Annotated in this window: 16 protein-coding genes and 1 pseudogene; 5 read left to right on the top strand and 12 right to left on the bottom strand. The window is 73.1% G+C overall.

Annotation, left to right across the window (positions count from 1 at the left end; all coding sequences use genetic code 11):
• Positions 1-93: 93 nt before the first annotated feature.
• Positions 94-618, bottom strand: a complete 525-nt coding sequence (locus tag ACH4XV_RS04955) for a GNAT family N-acetyltransferase (RefSeq protein WP_395786826.1) — start codon at positions 616-618, stop codon at positions 94-96.
• Positions 619-960: 342 nt separating this feature from the next.
• Here ACH4XV_RS04955 and ACH4XV_RS04950 point away from each other — a divergent pair, with 342 nt between their 5' ends.
• Positions 961-2,175 carry a pyridoxal phosphate-dependent aminotransferase gene (locus ACH4XV_RS04950; RefSeq protein ID WP_380000878.1) on the top strand — a complete coding sequence of 405 codons (1,215 nt, stop codon included), beginning with the start codon at positions 961-963 and terminating at the stop codon, positions 2,173-2,175.
• A gap of 89 nt (positions 2,176-2,264) precedes the next feature.
• Here the strand turns inward: ACH4XV_RS04950 and ACH4XV_RS04945 are convergent, their stop codons facing one another.
• Positions 2,265-3,182 (bottom strand): LLM class F420-dependent oxidoreductase, encoded by a 918-nt coding sequence (locus ACH4XV_RS04945; RefSeq protein WP_395786825.1) that lies wholly within the window; start codon positions 3,180-3,182, stop codon positions 2,265-2,267.
• A 101-nt stretch (positions 3,183-3,283) separates the two neighbouring features.
• On the bottom strand, positions 3,284-4,252 hold the full coding sequence (locus ACH4XV_RS04940) for a glutamate ABC transporter substrate-binding protein (RefSeq protein WP_395786824.1): 969 nt from the start codon (positions 4,250-4,252) through the stop codon (positions 3,284-3,286).
• Positions 4,253-4,444: 192 nt separating this feature from the next.
• Between ACH4XV_RS04940 and gdhA the strand changes: the two genes are divergently transcribed.
• Positions 4,445-5,806, top strand: a complete 1,362-nt coding sequence (gene gdhA / locus ACH4XV_RS04935; RefSeq protein ID WP_395786823.1) for an NADP-specific glutamate dehydrogenase — start codon at positions 4,445-4,447, stop codon at positions 5,804-5,806.
• A gap of 116 nt (positions 5,807-5,922) precedes the next feature.
• On the opposite strand, the pseudogene ACH4XV_RS04930 reads toward gdhA, so the two are convergent.
• Positions 5,923-6,410, bottom strand: a pseudogene (locus tag ACH4XV_RS04930) (GNAT family N-acetyltransferase).
• Between the two features lie 396 nt (positions 6,411-6,806).
• Between ACH4XV_RS04930 and ACH4XV_RS04925 the strand changes: the two are divergent.
• Both ACH4XV_RS04925 and ACH4XV_RS04920 read left to right on the top strand, forming a co-directional pair.
• Positions 6,807-7,190: an RNHCP domain-containing protein gene (locus tag ACH4XV_RS04925; RefSeq protein ID WP_395786822.1), complete on the top strand. Its 384-nt coding sequence runs from the start codon at positions 6,807-6,809 to the stop codon at positions 7,188-7,190.
• A gap of 2 nt (positions 7,191-7,192) precedes the next feature.
• Positions 7,193-7,600 carry an RNHCP domain-containing protein gene (locus ACH4XV_RS04920; protein ID WP_395786821.1) on the top strand — a complete coding sequence of 136 codons (408 nt, stop codon included), beginning with the start codon at positions 7,193-7,195 and terminating at the stop codon, positions 7,598-7,600.
• Positions 7,601-7,676: 76 nt separating this feature from the next.
• Here ACH4XV_RS04920 and ACH4XV_RS04915 read toward each other — a convergent pair whose 3' ends face one another.
• Both ACH4XV_RS04915 and ACH4XV_RS04910 read right to left on the bottom strand, forming a co-directional pair.
• Complete coding sequence (locus tag ACH4XV_RS04915; RefSeq protein WP_395786820.1) at positions 7,677-8,447, bottom strand: siderophore-interacting protein; 771 nt, start codon at positions 8,445-8,447, stop codon at positions 7,677-7,679.
• The gene (locus ACH4XV_RS04910) at positions 8,444-9,946 is read right to left on the bottom strand and encodes an MFS transporter (RefSeq protein WP_395786819.1); all 1,503 of its coding nucleotides are present in this window, start codon (positions 9,944-9,946) and stop codon (positions 8,444-8,446) included. The genes ACH4XV_RS04915 and ACH4XV_RS04910 overlap by 4 nt, the downstream gene beginning before the upstream one ends.
• Positions 9,947-10,074: 128 nt before the next feature.
• Here ACH4XV_RS04910 and ACH4XV_RS04905 point away from each other — a divergent pair, with 128 nt between their 5' ends.
• Positions 10,075-10,986: a LysR family transcriptional regulator gene (locus tag ACH4XV_RS04905; protein ID WP_395786818.1), complete on the top strand. Its 912-nt coding sequence runs from the start codon at positions 10,075-10,077 to the stop codon at positions 10,984-10,986.
• A 21-nt stretch (positions 10,987-11,007) separates the two neighbouring features.
• Here ACH4XV_RS04905 and ACH4XV_RS04900 read toward each other — a convergent pair whose 3' ends face one another.
• The 6 genes from ACH4XV_RS04900 to ACH4XV_RS04875 form a co-directional block, all read right to left on the bottom strand.
• Positions 11,008-11,460 carry a VOC family protein gene (locus ACH4XV_RS04900; RefSeq protein ID WP_395786817.1) on the bottom strand — a complete coding sequence of 151 codons (453 nt, stop codon included), beginning with the start codon at positions 11,458-11,460 and terminating at the stop codon, positions 11,008-11,010.
• Between the two features lie 121 nt (positions 11,461-11,581).
• Entirely contained in the window at positions 11,582-12,379 is a 798-nt protein-coding gene (locus ACH4XV_RS04895) for a PhzF family phenazine biosynthesis protein (protein ID WP_395786816.1), read from the bottom strand.
• A gap of 5 nt (positions 12,380-12,384) precedes the next feature.
• On the bottom strand, positions 12,385-16,212 hold the full coding sequence (locus tag ACH4XV_RS04890; protein ID WP_395786815.1) for a VWA domain-containing protein: 3,828 nt from the start codon (positions 16,210-16,212) through the stop codon (positions 12,385-12,387).
• Positions 16,213-16,567: 355 nt separating this feature from the next.
• The gene (locus tag ACH4XV_RS04885) at positions 16,568-16,813 is read right to left on the bottom strand and encodes a hypothetical protein (RefSeq protein WP_395786814.1); all 246 of its coding nucleotides are present in this window, start codon (positions 16,811-16,813) and stop codon (positions 16,568-16,570) included.
• A 99-nt stretch (positions 16,814-16,912) separates the two neighbouring features.
• The gene (locus ACH4XV_RS04880; protein WP_395786813.1) at positions 16,913-17,491 is read right to left on the bottom strand and encodes a hypothetical protein; all 579 of its coding nucleotides are present in this window, start codon (positions 17,489-17,491) and stop codon (positions 16,913-16,915) included.
• A gap of 185 nt (positions 17,492-17,676) precedes the next feature.
• On the bottom strand, positions 17,677-18,480 hold the full coding sequence (locus tag ACH4XV_RS04875; protein ID WP_395786812.1) for a CPBP family intramembrane glutamic endopeptidase: 804 nt from the start codon (positions 18,478-18,480) through the stop codon (positions 17,677-17,679).
• Positions 18,481-18,485 lie beyond the last annotated feature (5 nt).

Below are 18,485 nucleotides of genomic sequence, written 5' to 3'. Positions count from 1 at the left end.
TCCCCGACGCGAGGACCCATCCAAACACGTCGAGGCCGCGCCGTGGGGCCGCCGAGGCCGCCGGTTATCCGGTCTCCCGGAGCCGGCCTCGGCTCAGGTCGACGCCCAGGCCGGCACGTACCCGCCGCCGCGCTGCCCGGCCCCGCTCCCGCCCGCCTGTACCGCCGCCGCGCGCCGGGCCGCCGGCACGTGCTGGATCGAGGTGTGCGCCTCGCCCTCCACCACCGTGCGCCCGCCGCGCGGCTCGAAGCCGCGCCGGGTGAACCACTCGGCGCTGCGCGCGTACACGTCGGCGATCACCGGTCGCGGACCGGCCAGGACCAGGGCGTGTCGAACCAATACCGTCGCGTGCCCCTGGCGCCGGTGGGACAGGAGCGTACAGACGCGGCCCATCCGCAACAGGCCGTCCCCCTCCTCGGTCAGTCGCAGCGTGGACACCACCACGCCGTCCGCTTCCGCCCACAGGTGCGCGGTCCCGGGCTCGATGTCGCGGCCGTCGGGATCGAGCCAGGGCTGCCGGCGTGCGACCACGAAGACCCGGCTGCGCAGCGTCAGCAGCCGGTACAGACTCGCGGCGTCGATTTCGCCCGCTGTTCCGTAGAAGTACGACACGTCCATGTGCGGCAGGGTGACACCACGAGGGCGCCACGGAGTGATTTGGATCTGCCACGCGGGCAACGCTCGGATGAACACTTGGCGGCCGATCGACGGCGTCACGAGGGGGGCACCGGACCGGTCGTGAAGGGGCGCCGGACCGATCACGAGGGGGTGCCGGACCGGTCACGAGCGGGCTCCGAGCCGCCCACGTGGCAGATATCCCACTGCGTTCCGCACCGCCGGCGTGGAAGACTCGCAGGATCGCCCGCTCGCCGTGTGTTCGAGGTCGCGCGGGCGACCGCCCTGCGAGGAGGAGATATCCAGGTGAGCGTCGAAGAGTTGTCGCAGCCGCAGAGTCGTCCGATGCCCGAGCTGCGCCAGTCGGGCAAGCTCGCGGACGTCTGTTACGACATCCGGGGCCCGGTTCTCGACGAGGCGAAACGCCTCGAGGACGAGGGGCATCGGATTCTCAAGCTGAACATCGGCAACCCCGCGCCGTTCGGTTTCGAGGCACCCGACGAGATCCTGCACGACATGATCCGCAGCCTGCCGGCCGCGCAGGGCTACTCGGACTCCAAGGGTGTGCTCTCCGCCCGCCGGGCCGTGGTCCAGCACTACCAGACGCGCGGCATCGAGGGTGTCGACGTCGACGACGTCTACCTGGGCAACGGCGTCTCCGAGCTGATCGTGATGGCACTCCAGGCGCTGTTGAACAACGGCGACGAGGTGCTGGTGCCGATGCCGGACTACCCGCTGTGGACGGCGGCGGTGAGCCTGTCCGGCGGCACCCCGGTGCACTACCTGTGCGACGAGGGCGCCGACTGGTATCCCGACCTCGACGACATCGCGGCCAAGATCACCGACCGCACCCGGGCGATCGTGGTGATCAATCCGAACAACCCCACCGGCTCGGTCTACCCGAAGCCGATCCTCGAGGGCATCGTCGACCTGGCCCGCCGGCACGGACTCCTCCTCCTCGCCGACGAGATCTACGACAAGATCCTCTACGACGACGCCGTGCACGTCCCGATCGCCTCGCTCGCGCCCGATCTGCTGTGCCTGACCTTCAACGGCCTGTCCAAGGCGTACCGGGTGGCCGGCTTCCGGTCCGGCTGGCTGATGCTGTCCGGCCCCAAGCGACACGCGACCAGCTACATCGAGGGCCTGAACATCCTGGCCAACATGCGCCTGTGCGCGAACGTGCCCTCGCAGCACGCGATCGCCACCGCGCTCGGCGGCTACCAGAGCATCAACGACCTGATCCTGCCGGGCGGCCGGCTGCACGCCCAGCGCGACGCCGCGTACGAGGCGCTGACCTCGATCCCCGGCGTGACCTGCGTCAAGCCCAAGGGCGCGCTGTACGCGTTCCCCCGGATCGATCCGGACGTGTGCAAGATCGTCGACGACGAGAAGTTCGTCTTCGACCTGCTGCAGAGCCAGCGGATCCTGGTCGTGCAGGGCACCGGATTCAACTGGCACCAGCCGGACCACTTCCGCGTGGTGACCCTCCCCCAGGTCGACGACCTGACCGACGCGATCACCCGGATCGGCGAGTTCATCGGGTCCTACCGGCAGTGATCCGGCGCCGGCCGCCGGTCGGCCGAGCCCGCGGGCCGGCGTCGTCGCGACGCCCGGCCCGCGTGTCGTGGGGCGCCCGGCGCCCGCGCTCAGCCGAGCAGCGGGCGCACCGTCAGCGCCTTCACCCTCGGCACCACCGACTCGCCGAGCGCCGCGGTCTGCTCCAGGTATTGCGCCCGTGTCGTGGCCGGCAGCGTCAGTGTCACCCCGGTGACCCCGGCCGCGGCCTGCTCGGTCAGGTCGGCCACGATCGCCTCGGGATCGAACCCGTCGCCGTCGAACATGCTCATCCCGCGGGGCATGAAGGTGATGTCGATCGGGTCGGTGCGGCCGACCGAGGCGGCGTACTCCCGGGCGTAGTCGAGCCGGGCGGCCAGGTCGGCCAGCGTCTCCAGGCCGGGGGTCTTCAGGTGCCGGGACGCGCCGGCCGGCGCGGGCATCGGCAGCCAGCCGTCGCCCAGGTCCACCACCCGGCGGATCGCCCGCTTGCTGTTGCCACCCACCCACACCGGGATGCGGTCCTGCGCGGGCCGCGGCCGCATCGTGTTCCCGCCGACGCTCTCCCCCGTCCAGGCCGCGCGCATCGCCCGCAGCGCGTCGTCCAGCACGTCGTTGCGATTCGCGTAGTCGGCGCCGAGCGCGGCGAACTCCGGCTCCAGGTAGCCCGCACCCACGCCCAGGATCAGCCGACCCCCGGAGAGCGCGTCCAGCGAGGAGATCATCTTCGCGGACAGGTACGGATTGCGGTACGCCGGGACGAACAGGTTGGTGTGCAGGCGCAGCCGGGTGGTGGCCGCCGCCGCGAAGGACAGCGTGACCATCGGGTCCAGCGTGTGATGGCCGCCGTGAGCAAGCCAGCGGTCGCCGGGGAACGGGTGGTCGGTGGTGAAGACCGCGTCGAACCCGGCGGACTCGGCCGCGCGGGACATCTCCATCACGGCCTCGGCGCCGATCAGATCGGCGCCGGCCTCGACCAGGTGCGTGGGCAGTCCGAGGGAAAGGAACATGGGCGGCAACGTAGCAGCGACCTGACGCATCGTCAGTAACCGCTGCCACAGCGGCCGTCCACCCCGATCACGGCACCACGATCGGCGCCTGCCCGCCCCGGTCAGTCGCGATAGGTGGTCGCGGGCGGTTTGGCCGCGCCCAGCGACGGAGCGAGCCACGTGTCGTAGAGCCGCTGCCAGGTGCCATCGGTCTTCATACGTTCCATCACCGCGTTGAGAAAACGCACAAAATCGTCCTGGCCCCTGGGTATCGCGATGCCTTTGACCTCCTCCACGGCTTTCGGTCCCGTCACCTCCAGCTTCGGATCCTGCTCACGCAGACTCTCCAGGAGCGAGGCGTTGGTGTAGGCCGCGGCGACCCGGCCCTCCTGGAGCGCGACCAGGCAGTCGGTCCGGTCGGACACCGCGTAGACCTTGGCCTTGGACTCGGCCACCCGGCGCTCCGGCGTGGTGTTCGAGGACACGCACACGTACTTCCCGGCCAGGTCGTCCAGGCTCTGCACCTTCGAGTGCTTCGGCACCAGGAAGCGCAGCGCGTCCTCCAGGTAGACCGCGGAGAAGTCCACCTGCTGCCGGCGCTCGCACGTGATGGTCATCGCGTCCACCACCATGTCCACCTCGTTCTTGAGCAGGACGTCGATCCGTCGACCCGGCGGGATGGTCTTGAACTGGATGCGGTCGGCGTCGCCGAAGATCGCCTCGGCCACCTTCCGGGCCAGATCGATGTCGAAGCCCTCCAGTGTTCCGGTGTCCTCGTTGGGCGCGGCGAACATCCGGGTGTTCTGGTCGACGCCGACCACCAGCCGACCCCGGTCCTGGATCGCGCGCATCGTCGAGCCGGCCGGCATCGCACCCGCCCGGGGCGGGCCGGCGGGGGTCAGGCTCCGACTCGGGTCGCACGGCGGCGCCGGAACCGGGGCCGCGAGCTTGGGATCCGGCACCCCCACCTCGATCGGTGCATATCGGGCGGACGGCGCGGACGGCGCGCCGGAGTCGCCCCCGCCGCCGGAGTCGCCCCCGCCGCCGGATCCGCATCCGGACGCGAGGAGCACCGTCGCCAGGGCCGCCACGGGAAGTGACGCTGCATCAAGTCTTTTGGGCCACACGGAATGCAGCATCCCAGGTCACGGTTCGCGATCACTGAGGGCGTTCCCTCTGACCGGCGTCACGGTCCGGCGCGGATCGGAACGGGCCGCGCGGCGGATAGCGTAACCGCACCCGATCGCGCGCGACGGGCCCGTTCGACGAAAGGACAACCACCCATGAGCCCCCAGGCATTCGCCGAGCTGACCGGACCGGCCGCGGCGACCTTCGACGAAGTGCTGCGCCGCAACCCCGGCGAGCCCGAGTTCCACCAGGCCGCGCACGAGGTGCTGGAGAGCCTCGGCGCGGTGCTGGCCAGGCGTCCCGAGCTGGCCGACGCGGCGCTCCTGGAGCGATTGGTGGAGCCGGAGCGGCAGCTGATGTTCCGGGTGCCGTGGACCGACGACTCCGGTCGGGTGCGGGTCAACCGGGGTTTCCGCGTCGAGTTCAACGGCGCGCTCGGCCCGTACAAGGGCGGGTTGCGCTTCCACCCGTCGGTGAACCTGAGCGTGGTGAAGTTCCTCGGCTTCGAGCAGATCTTCAAGAACGCGCTCACCGGCCTGGGCATCGGCGGCGGCAAGGGCGGCTCGGACTTCGACCCCAAGGGTCGTTCCGACGCCGAGGTGATGCGCTTTTGCCAGTCGTTCATGACCGAGCTGTACCGGCACCTGGGCGAGCACACCGACGTGCCGGCCGGCGACATCGGGGTCGGCGGTCGGGAGATCGGCTACCTGTTCGGCCAGTACCGGCGGATCACCAACCGCTACGAGGCCGGGGTGCTCACCGGCAAGGGGCTCGGCTGGGGCGGGTCGCAGGTGCGCACCGAGGCCACCGGCTACGGCTGCGTCTACTTCCTGGCCGAGATGTTGCGGGTGCGCGGCGACGACCTGATGGACCGGCGGGCGGTGGTCTCCGGGTCGGGCAACGTGTCCGTCTTCGCGATCGAGAAGGCCCGCGAACTCGGCGCGCGGGTGGTCGCCGCCTCCGACTCGGCGGGCTACATCGTCGACGACAAGGGCATCGACCTGGACCTGCTCAAGGAGATCAAGCTGACCCGGCGCGGGCGGATCGCCGAGTACGCCGACCGGGTGGCGCACGCGCGCTACGTCGACGGCGGCTCCGTCTGGGAGGTCCCGTGCGACGTCGCGCTGCCCTGCGCGACGCAGAACGAACTGGACGGGGCCGCCGCGGCGCACCTGGTCAAGCACGGTCTGATGGCGGTCGCGGAGGGTGCCAACATGCCGTGCACACCGGAGGCGGTGCACGTGTTCAAGGCGGCGGGCGTGCCGTTCGCCCCGGGCAAGGCGGCGAACGCCGGCGGGGTGGCCACCTCGGCGCTGGAGATGGCGCAGAACGCGGCCCGCACCTCGTGGAGCTTCGCCGACACCGACGCCCGGCTCGGCGCGATCATGCGCGACATCCACGCCACGTGCCTGGCGACCGCCGCCGAGCACGACCGCGAGGGCGACTACGTCCTGGGCGCCAACGTGGCCGGCTTCCTGCGGGTCGCCGACGCGATGACCGCCTTCGGCGTGGTGTGACCCACCGGGCCCGCCGCCCACACGCGGGCGGCGGGCCCGAGCCACGCGCCAGGTGTACTGCCCACGGAGGTGCGGTGCCGGGCGGCGCGGCCCCGCCAAGATCCGCCGGACAGGACCTAGGGGCGCAGGGAAACGTCCCGCTCGACGGTGCGGCGGAACACCTGGCGGGAGCCGCCCTCGGGGCCGGGTGCGGCGGGTTCGGCGGGGGTGAAGCCCAGGGAGGTGTAGAAGGCGCGGGAGCCGCCCTCGACCGCGCCCGGGTGGTCGGCCCCGAAGGTGACCAGTTCGACGGTGCCGGGGCCGAATCGGCGCATCGCCTCGGCCATCAGCGCACGACCCACCCCGCGCCCCGGGCGCGTTCCGCCACCACCAGCCAGTGCACCCGGTACACCGGCGCCTCGGTGCCGAACAGCAGGCCGCCCAGGAGCCCGCCGGCGGGATCCCCGTCGTCGGGCACCACCAGCGCCCGATCGTCGCGCACGTGCTCGTCCAGGGCCGCGTGGAAGCCGGGTTCCGCGACCATCGGCCCGAACCAGTGCTCCACCTCGGCGGCCAGGGTCAGGAATCCGGGCCGATCGGCCTGCTGCGCGAGTCTGACGATCATCCGCCGAGTCTGCCAGGAACGATCGCCCGCCCGGCGGCCCCGTCGCCCGGCCCGCGGCCCGTCCGCACCCGCCGCACCACCGTGCGGAAAATCGTTGGCACCGGCTCCGCGCCCGCTGTTACCTTCGCCGCGTCATGCCCCGCGCCGACCCGCGCGGCCCCCTTCCACCGAAATCAGGTGTTGATGCCCGTGCCCGCGCCGAGCGCGCCTCGTACGACCGCGGTCGGATCCGACACCGGGAAACCTCCCGGACCGCACTGATCCCCCGGTGGGCTCGCCGGTCCACGCACGCGGCGCACCGCGCGGCGCGTGAGGGACCGCGACGACGACCCTTCCGAGACCGCTCGGCGCTTCCTTGCTGTCAGTGCTTCCACCTCCCGGCAAGGAGATTCCCGAGTGTCCACCGGCACCACCGATTCCGACCGGAATCACCCCACTTCACCGCGCGTCGACACCTTCGGGTGCGTGCGCTGCGGCCTCACCGTGACCACCGTCGACCCCGCCGGCGACCGGCGCAACCACTGCCCGAGCTGCCTGCACTCGCGGCACGTGGTGGACCACGTCGAGGGCGGCCCGTCCGAGTGCGGCGCGCGCATGTCGCCGATCTCGATCGCGGTTCTGCGCAACGGCGACTGGATGCTCGTGCATCGGTGCATCCGCTGCGACGAGCTGACCTCCAGTGCCATCGCGCCGGACGACAACCAGCTGATCCTGATCCGGATGGCCGTGCGACCGCTGGCCCAACCACCGTTCCCGCTCGAAGTGTTCGGGGAGCTGTGAGCATGGGCCGACACAGGTCGAGCGGCCGGCGCCCCCAGCGGTACAAGGACGTCACGCACGGTCGGACCGGGCGCGGCGACGCGTTCCGGTGCGTGGCGTGCCGGCTCGACGTACCGCTTGCGGCGCCCGGCACGGCCCATCGCAACCACTGTCCGCACTGTCTGACCAGCCTGCACCTCGACCGCCGCGTCCCGGGCGACCGCGCGGCCGAGTGCCGGGGACGGATGACCGTGCTGAGCATGTCCGTTCGGGCGGACGGGGAGTGGCAGCTGATCCATCAGTGCCGGTCCTGCGGTGAGCTGGGCGCGAACCGGATCGCGGGCGACGACAATCCGCTCGCCCTCCTGCGGCTCGCGCTGCGCCCGCTGACCGACTCGACCCGACCGATCCGCGCGTTGCTCACGCTGTAGGGCGGCGCCCGGAGAGGCGGGTGGGCGCCGGTCGAGCCGATCATGGCTCGACCGGCGCCCGTTCGCGCCCTGCCCGCTACTCCATGCCGGTGCGTCCCGGCGACCAGAAGGGCTTGGTGAGCACCGATCTGCGGTCCCAGCCGTGGTCGGCGACCAGGCGATCCCGGACCAGCTTGACCGTCCTCGCCTCGCCCGCCACATAGGCCATCCCGGGCGTCGCGGGCAGCGCCAGTCGGCCCACCGCCTCGGCCAGGGGCGCCGAGGACGCCGCCGACGCGTCGCCGCGTTCGAGCCAGGTGAGCCGTTCGGCGTGCGGCATCGGCAGCCGATCGGCCGCGCTCGCGGTCTCGATCACCCCGTACACGTGCGCCCCGGAGCCCACCGCCGCCGACATCGCGCCCAGTGCCACCGACGCGGTCTCCTCGCCGACGAACACGTGGTACGGCGCGTCGGGACGCAGCACGAATCCGCCCTCGGGCCGGCCGAACCGGATCCGGTCACCGCACCGCGCCGCCCGGCCCCACGCGGCTCCCGGGCCCGTGCCGCCGTCGTGGTCCAGTACGCACAGATCCAGCGTCCCGGCCGTCGGGTCGTGGGCCCAGACCGAGTAGGTGCGCAGCAGGTTGCCCATCCCCTTGCGCCAACCCGCAATCGAGAGCACGTCGTTCACATGCACCCGGACCTGCTGGCCGGGCCGGCAGGCCACCCCGCACAACCCCGCGTCCTCGATCCGGATCCGGCGCATCCGGGCCGCGATCGGCTCGGTCTCGACGATCGTGCCGGACAGGAACACCCGGTCGAGCAGTCGGTTCATCGGCCCGCGGCGCCGACTCGTCTCGGAGCTCATGCGGCGCTCCCGGAGGACACGCGGACGGCCGAGGTGCCGGCCCGGTCGCGATAGCCCACCGCGACCGCGGCGGTGGCCACCAGGACCAGGACGCCGACCACCAGCAGGCCCATCGACATCGCGTCGGTGAACGAGTCCACCACGCGGGCGTGTTCCGCGCCGCGGGCCCTGGACAGTTCCACCGCCGGCTGACCGTCGAACCGCACGGCCAGGATGGTGCCGAACACCGCGACCCCGAGCGCGGCGCCGATCTCCCGGGCGGCGGTGTTCAGACCGGAGCCCAACCCCGCCTGGTGCCTGGGCAGTTCGGAGACCACGCCGAAGGACAGCGCGGGCGCGCACAGTCCCATGCCCGCGGACAGGATCAGCAGGTAGGCGGCGTAGACCGCGTACGGGGTGCGGGCGTCCACCGTCGCCATGCACAACAACCCGACTCCGATCAGGCCCAGGCCAAGCACCACCAACGGCCGGGCGCCGAAGCGTTGTTGCGCCTTGACCGCGACCTTGGGCGCGAGCGCCATGCCGACCGTGAGCGGGACGATCGCAAAGCCCGTGCGCATGGCCGAGAAGCCCTTGACGTATTGCAGGTACTGGGCGTTGATGAAGAACAGCGCGAACAGTCCGAAGAAGCTCGCACCGATTCCGAGCACGCCGGCCCGCAACTTGGCGGACTTGAACACGCGCGGGTCGAGCAGCGGATTCCTCGCCCGCAGTGCGTACAGCACGAAGCCGAGCAAGAGCCCGCCGCCCAGCGCGAAGCCGCCGATCACGTGCGTGGAGCCCCAGCCGAACTCCGGGCCCTCGATGATCCCGTACAACACCGCGACCAGGCCGGCGATCAGCAGCGCGGCGCCGATCGGGTCGAGCGCGGCCGGATGCGTTTCGGTGCGGGGGGTGACCCACTGAACGACCGCGGCGAGCACCAGGGCGAGCGGGACCATGATCCAGAACAGGCCCTGCCAGGGCAGGTATTCTTGGACCAGACCGCCGCCGACGTTGCCGAGCAGGCCGCCCAGGCCGACCGCGAGCGTCCAGGACGCCATCGCCTGCGGGCGGCGTTCGGCCGGGAAGACGTGCATCAGGATGGACATGGTCGCGGGCATGATCAGCGCGGCGCCCGCGCCGGAGATGCCGCGACCGGCGATCAGCGTGGCGGAGTTCGTGGCGAGCGCGCTGACCGCGGCCCCGGCCGCGAACACGCCGAGCCCGGCGAGCAGCGCGCCCTTGCGGCCGTAGCGGTCGCCGAGCGCGCCGGCGGGGATCAGCAGGCCGGCGAAGACGATCACGTACGCGTCGACGATCCACAGGATGCTGTCGGCGGACGGATGCAGCCGGGACGCGGCCAGTTGCGGAATGGCCAGGTTGATCGCGGCGACCATGCTCTGCGCGACCAGCACACAGGCGCACATCGCGATCAGCACGGCGCGCGAGGAGCCGGCGCGTTCGGTTTGGGCACCGTCGGCGCGCCGCGCCGACGTGCCCAGGACGGACGTGGACATGGGTCCCCCAGGAACTGACTGTCTGCGAAGGAAGGGAAGCACGGGTGGTGCGGGGAACTGCGTGTCCGGACTCCTTCACCGTAGGCTGAGGCGCCGGTTTACTCCAATGCATGTATCGCATGGAAAGGATGCGCGTGACGCAATCCGGGATGGACCTCAACCTGCTCACCGCGCTCGACGCGCTCCTGGAGGAGTGCAGCGTCTCCGGCGCGGCGCAGCGGATGCACCTGTCCGAGCCGGCCATGAGCCGCACACTGGGCCGGATCCGCAAGGCGCTGGGCGACCCGGTCCTGGTCCGGGCCGGGCGGACGATGGTACCCACGCCGCACGCGCTGGCCATCCGATCCGAGGTGCGGGTGGTACTGGAGCGCGCCCGGACGTTGTTCACCGCTGCCGGCGAGGTGGACCTGCGGACGATGTCCCGCACCTTCACCGTGCTGTCCCACGACGCGTTCACCGCGGCCTGCGCCGCGGAGCTGTTCACACGCGCGGCGCGGGAGGCCCCGGGGGTACGGCTGAAGTTCCTGGCGGAGAGTCACACCGACACCGAGGCGCTCCGTGACGGGATCGCCGATCTGGAGGTGGGCGTGATCGACGCCACCGCGCCGGAGGTGCTGACCGAGCATCTGTTCGACGACCGTATGGTCGGCTGCGTCCGGGCCGGGCACCCGCTCCTGCGCGGCCGGTGTACGCCGGAGCGATTCGCCGCGGCCGAGCATCTGATCGTGTCCCGACGCGGCAAGCTGCACGGCCCGGTGGACACCGCGCTGGCCGAACTCGGACTCACCCGGCGGGTGGTGGGCGCCGTGCCGACCTACCCGTCCTCGCTGTTCATCCTGCTGGAAGGCGACCTGGTCGGCCTGGTCGCGGCGCAGTTGATCGGCTTGACCGAGGCTCGGGGGTTGCGCACCTTCGAGGTTCCGCTGTCATTGCCGCCGCTGCCGATGGGACTGGCCTGGCATCCGCGCCACGACGCCGATCCGGGGCACGCGTGGTTGCGCGGGTGTGTCCGCGACGTGTTGACGGCGGGCAGGACGTGACGGCCGCGCGGGTCGGCCGGGTCAGCCGTCGAGGCGCATCAGTTCGATCCGGGTGCCGTCCGGGTCGGCCAGGAACACCAGTTCGGTCGATCCGGTCTCGCTCGGCAGGCTCGCCCGGGTCCCGGTCAGCAGCGTGCCGCCGTGTTCGACCAGCCGGGCGGCGGCCGCGTCCACGTCCTCGACCAGGAAGGACAGGTGGGTCAGGCCGAGCTGATTGCGCCGCCGCGAGGGTTCGCCCTGCGGTTCGGGCGAGGCGTAGTACAGCAGCTCGACGACCATGCCCTCCTTGGCGATCAGCTGCGAGACCAGGCGCACGTCCCCCTCGACCTCCAGGGTGTGTGCGACCTCGTTGCCCACGTCGTAGCGGGCCACGGGGGCGAAGCCCAGGCCGTCGCGATAGAAGCGCAGCGCCCGATCCAGGTCGGTGACGCACACGCCGAGGTGGGACGGGGTGTAGCTGACGGCGTCGGACACGGCGCGGCTCCCGGGGGTAGCTGACGGCTCGTCAGATCTAGTGGTGTCCGCACGCTAGCAACGACGGGCGCAATGATCCACCACCGCGTCGGGCGAAGAAGCCCGCCGGTCGCCCCCGGGCTCAGTCGGTGACCAGGTCGCCTTCGAGTACGGTGACCGCCGCACCGGACAGCCGTACCCGGTCGCCGACCAGCTCCACCCCGACCGTGCCGCCGCGCGCGGACAGTTGCCCGCCGGTCATCCGGCGGCGATCCAGGCGCGGGGCCCAGTAGGGGCCGAGCACGCAGTGCGCCGAGCCGGTGACCGGGTCCTCGGCGACGCCGACCGAGGGCGCGAACACCCGCGAGACGAAGTCGACCCGCCCCTCCCCCGCGGCGGTGACGATCACCGCCCGATACGGCAGCGTGGCCAGCATCGCCAGGTCCGGCGCCACCGTGCGCACCGCCGCCGCCGACGCCACCTCCACCAGCAGGTCGTCACCGCCGGCGGCGACCAGGATCGGCTCCACCCCGAGGGCCAGGCCCAGTTCGGTCGGGATCGGCACCTCGCGCGGCGGCAGCGCCGGGAAGTCCAGGACCACGCCGGCGCTGTCGAGCGACGCGGTCAGCACCCCGCTGCGAGTGGCGAAGCGGATCCGCGACGCCGGCGCCGACCCCTGCCCGAACAACACGTGCGCGGTGGCCAGCGTCGCGTGCCCGCACAGGTCCACCTCGGTCTGCGGAGTGAACCAGCGCAACCCGAAGTCCGCCGCGTCGCCCGTGGCCGGTACCGCGAACGCGGTCTCCGAGTAGCCCAGTTCGGCCGCCACCGACTGCATCCAGGCGACGTCGTCGGCATGTGCCGCGTCGGGCAGGCACACCCCCGCCGGATTGCCCCGGAACGGCCGGTCGGTGAACGCGTCCACGACGTAAATGCGCATGCCGTTCACCGTACCCAACGACGTCGAACACGTGGGCGTACCCAGAACCATCCGAACCACGCCACCCCGGCGACGGCGAGCGTGCCCAGGCCCGCGAGCAGCCACGGCCACCAGCTCAGGTCCACCCGCTCGTCGCCCCGGTAGAGCAGGTCGTCGCCCGCGACGTCCGTGCGCGGCGCGAGCCGCGCGTCCGGGAGTTGCTCCCTGATCGTCTCGGCCAGCGGGCTGTGCACCTCCCCCACCACGCGCGCCCGCGCGTCGTAGTGACCGGCGTCCGCCCACATGCCGTCCGTGCGGTGCGTACGCGCGGCCAGATTGACCGAGAAGTACACCGGCTGCCCGGGAGCCAGCAGCGGCGCGCCGTCCTTGAGGCCGACCACACCCACGCCGTCCACCCGCAACCGGGTCACCTGGAGCGGCACCCGGGTGGTGCCGGCCACCAGGCGCAGGCACATCTCGCGCCCCGAGGACAGATCGAGTCGCCGGTCCGGCGGAACCGGCCGGAAGGCACGGCAGTCCACCGCGTCCGGCTGCTCCGGCGGCGGCACCAGCCAGGTCGCCCGCACACCCTTGTCCCGGTCCGCGTCGACGAGCCGGGCCGCGTGCCGCAGGTACAAACCGGTCCGCGCCTGGGTCAGCGCGACGCCGGGGTCGGCCGGATCGTCGCGCAGCACCCGCGTGTTCGGCAACACCCGCTGCAGGGCCGGTCCCGCGCTGCTGTCGCTGGCCAGCGGCACGGCGAAACCGGACACCGCACGGCCCTCCTCGCCGAGCCGGTCGAAGTCCTTGCGCAGGTCCGGGCCCACCGCGTCGCGGGCCGCGTCCGAGATCAGCACGACCCCGTCGACCGAGTCCGGCGCGGAGGTGCGCAACACGACCAACGCCCGCTCCAAGGCCGCGTGCACATCGCTCGGCGGCTCGGCCCCGATCGGCGGCGCACCGCCCGCCGGGCTCCCGTCGGCCGGCTCGCTCGGGCGCGGCGGGGGCAGGCGCGCGGCCATCGCGGCCGGGTCGGTGACCGGCTCCAGACCATTGCCATGCTCGGTCGCCACACCGTCGAAGGTGACCAGCGCGACCCGGTCGCGCGCGGACAGCCGGGCCAGGAACGCGGTCAGCGCGGACCTGGCCGTGGCATAGCGCCCGGTGCGCTGCATCGAGGCCGAGGTGTCCACGAGGATCACGTAGTTCACCCGCTCCCGGTCCGCGCCCAGGGCGGTGATCAGCCGCTCGGCGCCATAGGGGTCGGACGGTTCGGTCCTCGCGGTCGTGGAGCGCGCGACGGCCGCGGCATCACCCGGCGGCACCGCGGCCAGGAGCGCGATCAGCGCGAGGATCGCCGGTATCGCCAGCACCCGCAGCGCGTCGCCGTGCTTGAGCGCGGTCCGCAACTGCTTGAGGTGGCGGCGGAACGTCTCGAACTCCTCCTGCTCACGTTCGACGATCGACGCCGCGGCCTCCGGCCCCCACGCGTGCGCGGCGATCGACACCCGGATCGCGTGCAGTTCCTCCCGGGCCTGCGCCGGGGTGCCGCCGCGCACGATCAACTCCCGTTCCAGGCTCGGCAGCAGCAGGTCGCGTTCGCGGTCGGGCGCGGCGTGCCACCAGCGGCCGACCTCGTGCACGTACAGGTCGCGCCGCACGCGGGCCGCGCCGTCCACGATCTCGCCCGCCCACACCCCGGCCGCCGCCACCGCGTCCACCCCGCGCAGCGCGTTGCGGAACCAGCCGCTCGCGGCGCGCCCGGCCAACTCCGGGCGGGCCCGGGCGATCGCCGCCCACCACGCGTCGTCCAGGCCGGGCAGTTCGGCGAGCCGCGCATCGGCGAGCACCGCGTCCGCGACCGCGGCGGTGACCGCCGGATCGCCGGCACGGACCAGTTCGCCGAGCAGTTCGGGCGTGACCGCCACCGCACGCAGCAGCGCCGCGATCCACCCGGCGAACCGCCCCTCGGCGACCGGCTCGTGGCGCAGCGCCAACAGATCGGCCGCCACGTAGGGCCCGTCCGTCGGCGCACCGCCGAGCGCCAGCCGCAGAACGTCGGCCCGCACCCGCGCGGCGACCGGCGCCCCGGGGCCCAGCGGCTTCTCCAGGAGCGCGGCCAGTCCGCGCGCGGCGGGGTCGGCGCGCTGCTCGGTGAGCGGGACCAGGACCGGCCACAGGTCGTGCAGCACCGCGGCGATCGTGGCGGTGTCGGTGTGTCCGGCCACGCGCAGGGTGAACACCGCCTCGGCGGGCGGGATCTCGGCCGGTCGCAACCGCTCGCCGGCGAGCAGTGCGTACGGCGCCAACCACTCCGGAGCCCGGTCGTCCCAGGGCCGGATCACCTCCAACCACGCGCCCAGGTCGGCGCCCGCGGTGTCCAGGAGGCGGCGCAGCACCACGGGGTGGTTCCACAGCGCGTCGTAGAGCGCGGGCACCTCGGTGGTCGGGGTGGGCCCCAGCAGTCGGCACAGGTCGGCGACCAGGGCCTCCGGCGAGACCACGTCCGCGTCGGCCTTCCCCGCGCCGTTGACCGAGGGTTCGGGCACGCGCAGGGCCCGCGCGTCGAGGCCGGCGGGCGGGGTGGAGCCGGCCAGGAGCGGCGGCACCGGGCCGAGCAGGACGTGCACGAGCCGATCCCCGCGCCCGGCCGCCACCGCCGTATTCCACCCCAGCGCCAGGCTCGCCGGGCGCGCGCGCAGCGCGGCGGCCATGTGCCGGGTCACCTCGTCGCCGTCCTCCGCCCGCCAGCGCTCGGCGATGGGCGCGGCCAGCGCGACGTCGCCGCCGAGCAGCCGCTCCACCGGCGACAGGGGCGCCGGTGGCGCCGGGGGCGGGGGCGCCGGGCGAGCCGGCGGCGACGACGGCCGTGCCGATGTCGGCCGCGCCTCGACGCCCGGCGCACGCGAACTCGGCCCGGCCGGCTCACCGGCGGCGAACCGGGCGGCCTCACGGCCCGGTTCCGACCCCGGGGCCGGCCCGACCCGCACGCCCGATTCGCCGGCGCCCCCCGCTGCCGCGTCCGGTCCGAACCGAGCGCCCACCTCGGCGAGCAGCCCGAGCAGGCGGTCCCCGGCCACCGGCGTGCCCGCCTCGCGCAGAGACGCGAGCGCGGCCACCAGCGGGTCGAGCCCGATGCGGCGGCGCAGCATGGTCAGTTCGCCCAGGTAGGCGCGGGCGGCGGGGAGGTCGGGCACGGCCGGCACGCCGTCCAGGGCGACCCGGACCGTCCCCGGCGTGGGCACCCGGCCGAAGGCGAGTCGGGGGCGCAGTCGGCCGGTGGGGCCGAGCGAGGTGGCGAAGCGCAGTCCGGCGCGGCAGCCGTACGGAAGCAACGCGGTGATCCGGTCCAGGAGTTCGAGCCGGGCCCGGCTGTCCAGGCGGTCGGCGCCGGTGATCACGACGGGCCCGGCCAGAACCGCCGCCGCGACCCCCGCGAGCCATTCGAAGTCGGCCGGGTGCAGGCCGACGGCCGGCGGCGGCCCGGGCAGCCGTACCCGGAGCGGCCGTTCCCGGTCGGTGGGCAGGTCGATGCCGCGAAAGGCCAGCCACAGCGCGGTGTACGTGGCGCCGGCGGCGGCGATCTCGGCGTAGGGCGCGGTGAAGTAGCGCACCCCCTCCGGATCGCGCAGCGTCATCGCGACGAACGAGTCCTCGCGCCCGGCGCCGGTCACCCCGACCCAGCCGGGCGGCGCGTACTCGTCCAGCGTGGGTCGCACCAACCGCTCGAAATGCTCCCGCCGTTCGGGTCCCGCGCTGCACGCCGGCACCGCGCCGTCGTGGTACCAGGCCCAATGCGCCCGCAACGTGCCCGCGGTCTCGCGGGGGCGGTCGTGTCGGTCGGTCGCGTCCACGTGAACCTTTCCGTGCGGGATGCCGGTCGAGGTCGGGCCCGGTGCCCGCACACACGATGTCAGCGGGGCGGCCGGGGGGTCGGGGGCGGGGGGATCAATCCTGCCGGTGCTACCGGTGTGTGTTGTTCCCCGGGATCGGGCCGGGTGATCCCCGAGTACCGGCCGTTCTGCGCGGGGGTGTCCATCGGGGCCGGTTCCGCGGCGCTCGACGCCGGGTCGGCGCCACCGGGCCGCGGTGTGGGCGGTCGGCGCAACACCCGGGCGCGGACGCCGTACAGCATGGTGGCGTCGTCGACGCCCAGCCGCCGTCGGGACGTGTGGATGCGGCCGTCCCGCCCGTGGCGCGCGGTCGACGTCACCCCGCGCCCGGAGCGCGGCCGGCGGCCCCGGGCCGGAAAGGACGTGAGCGCGCCGGCGGCCGGATCGTCGACGTGGATCCGGGCGTGGCGCATCCCCGGGGCCGAATGTGCCGTGCTCTCGGGGCCCGGCCGATCACGTCGTAGTCGGCACCGGCGGCCGACGCCTTGACCGCGCCGGTGAATTCGGCCGAGTCGGTGACGTCCCGCGCCCCGGTTCCGTGCACGAAGACGAGCGTGGTCATGGGCTCTCCCCCGGAGTCGATCTCGGTCCGCCCCGCCCGCCGAACGCTAGTGATCCAACCGACCCGATGGAGTGTGTTCCGAGGCGCCCCCGCGATCGCTCAATGTGTGCAGGCGGGGATCTGTTTACTCAGGTCGCCGCCGGTGTCCAGGAATATCGCGGGCACGAAGCCGGTCCGGCCCTCCACGTCGATCTGCGCCCAGGTCTTGCTGGAGGAGCCCGCGTAGTAGGCGATCGAACCCTCCGTGTGGCAGTTCGCGCGCACCTCGGTGCCGGTCTTGATCTGCACGACCTTGTCCGACTGGTACGACGTGCCCTTGTACAGCACCAACTGGCCGCCGGTGTGCACGGTGGCCGCGACCGAGCCCGGCTTGGGCCCCGCCGCGCTCTGCCCGGGCCCGGTGGTGGCCTTGCCCGTACCGGACTTGCTCGCGCTCGGCGAGGCCGACGAGCTCTTGCCGCCGGTCGCGTCCGCCGACTTCTTCTTGTCGCCGGACCCGCCGCCGTCCACCGTGAGCAGCGCCACGAAGAAGACGATCACCAGCAGGATCAATCCGCCGGCCACCATCAGGATCCGCACCGGGTGTCGACTCAGCGCGTTCAACCCGAACCGCCCGCGCGGCGGCCCGCCGATGGGGTTCGGTGTGGAGAAGAACTCCGCCCGCCTCCGGTTGTCCATACGACCCCCTGCGTCCCCGCGTCGCCCGATATGCGCCTGTCCGCCGGCGAACCCCGCTCGATGGAGGTCTGCCCACAATGCCCATCAGACACCAACGACGCCCACAAGACGTACCCACGAGTCCACAAATCGATCGCCGCGACCGACCAGGACAACACCGCGCGGCCCCGAAGTCGGGCCCGCCGCTACGCCGTCGGCAGCCAGTCCACCCGGCCCGCCAGCAGCACGTATCCCACGAACGCCACGATGTCGATCAGCGCGTGCGCCACGAGCAGCGGCATCACCCGTCCCCAGCGCCGGTAGAGCAGGCAGAACAGCACGCCCATCACCACGTTGCCGAAGAACCCGCCGATGCCCTGGTACAGGTGGTAGGAGCCGCGCACGACCGAGCTGATCGCCACCGCCTTGACCCACGGCATCCGCAACTGGTCGAGCCGGCGCAGCAGATAGCCGAGGACGATCACCTCCTCCAGGGCCGCGTTCTGGATCGCGGACAGGACCAGGACCGGGATGCGCCACCACACGTCGGGCAGCGTGGTGGGCACCACGGTCAGGTTCGCCCCGGCCGCGTGCGCGCCCAGGTACAGCGCCAGGCCGGACCCGCCGATCGCCGCCGCGACCGCCGTCCCGCGCCCCAGGTCCCACCACGGACGGGTCCGGTCCACGCCCAGGACGCGCATCGATGAGCCCTCGCGCATCAGCAGGTGCGCGACCAGGAAGACCGGCACCAGGGCGGTGGCGATCCCGAACAGCTGCCAGGCCAGGTCCAACCAGGGCCGATCCACCGCGCGCGAACCGTTGAGCACCGCGGCCTTGTGACCGAGCCCGCCCGGCGCGGTCAGCGAACCCAGGAAGGAGATCAGCGAGGAGACCCCGGACGCCCCCAGGGACAGGGCCAGCACCAGCACCACCTCGGAGCGCAGGACGCGGCGCCGGGGCTCGGTGGGCGTCTCGACGGTCTCGGACGCGGGCTCGGTGATCACAGGCACACGGT

The sequence above is a fragment of the Embleya sp. NPDC020630 genome (genome assembly GCF_044334985.1).
Lineage (GTDB): Bacteria > Actinomycetota > Actinomycetes > Streptomycetales > Streptomycetaceae > Embleya.
The sequence above is the reverse complement of the archived record's forward strand: the minus strand, read 5'-3'. Positions and strand labels throughout refer to the sequence as shown.

What these genes read in the sequence shown, in the direction of transcription:
- ACH4XV_RS04955 (WP_395786826.1), bottom strand. Translation starts at nt 618, where the DNA reads ATGGACGTGTCGTACTTCTACGGAACAGCGGGCGAAATCGACGCCGCG.
- ACH4XV_RS04950 (WP_380000878.1), top strand. Translation starts at nt 961, where the DNA reads ATGCCCGAGCTGCGCCAGTCGGGCAAGCTCGCGGACGTCTGTTACGAC.
- ACH4XV_RS04945 (WP_395786825.1), bottom strand. Translation starts at nt 3,182, where the DNA reads ATGTTCCTTTCCCTCGGACTGCCCACGCACCTGGTCGAGGCCGGCGCC.
- gdhA (WP_395786823.1), top strand. Translation starts at nt 4,445, where the DNA reads ATGAGCCCCCAGGCATTCGCCGAGCTGACCGGACCGGCCGCGGCGACC.
- ACH4XV_RS04920 (WP_395786821.1), top strand. Translation starts at nt 7,193, where the DNA reads ATGGGCCGACACAGGTCGAGCGGCCGGCGCCCCCAGCGGTACAAGGAC.
- ACH4XV_RS04915 (WP_395786820.1), bottom strand. Translation starts at nt 8,447, where the DNA reads ATGAGCTCCGAGACGAGTCGGCGCCGCGGGCCGATGAACCGACTGCTC.
- ACH4XV_RS04910 (WP_395786819.1), bottom strand. Translation starts at nt 9,946, where the DNA reads ATGTCCACGTCCGTCCTGGGCACGTCGGCGCGGCGCGCCGACGGTGCC.
- ACH4XV_RS04905 (WP_395786818.1), top strand. Translation starts at nt 10,075, where the DNA reads ATGCGCGTGACGCAATCCGGGATGGACCTCAACCTGCTCACCGCGCTC.
- ACH4XV_RS04895 (WP_395786816.1), bottom strand. Translation starts at nt 12,379, where the DNA reads ATGCGCATTTACGTCGTGGACGCGTTCACCGACCGGCCGTTCCGGGGC.
- ACH4XV_RS04885 (WP_395786814.1), bottom strand. Translation starts at nt 16,813, where the DNA reads ATGACCACGCTCGTCTTCGTGCACGGAACCGGGGCGCGGGACGTCACC.
- ACH4XV_RS04880 (WP_395786813.1), bottom strand. Translation starts at nt 17,491, where the DNA reads ATGGACAACCGGAGGCGGGCGGAGTTCTTCTCCACACCGAACCCCATC.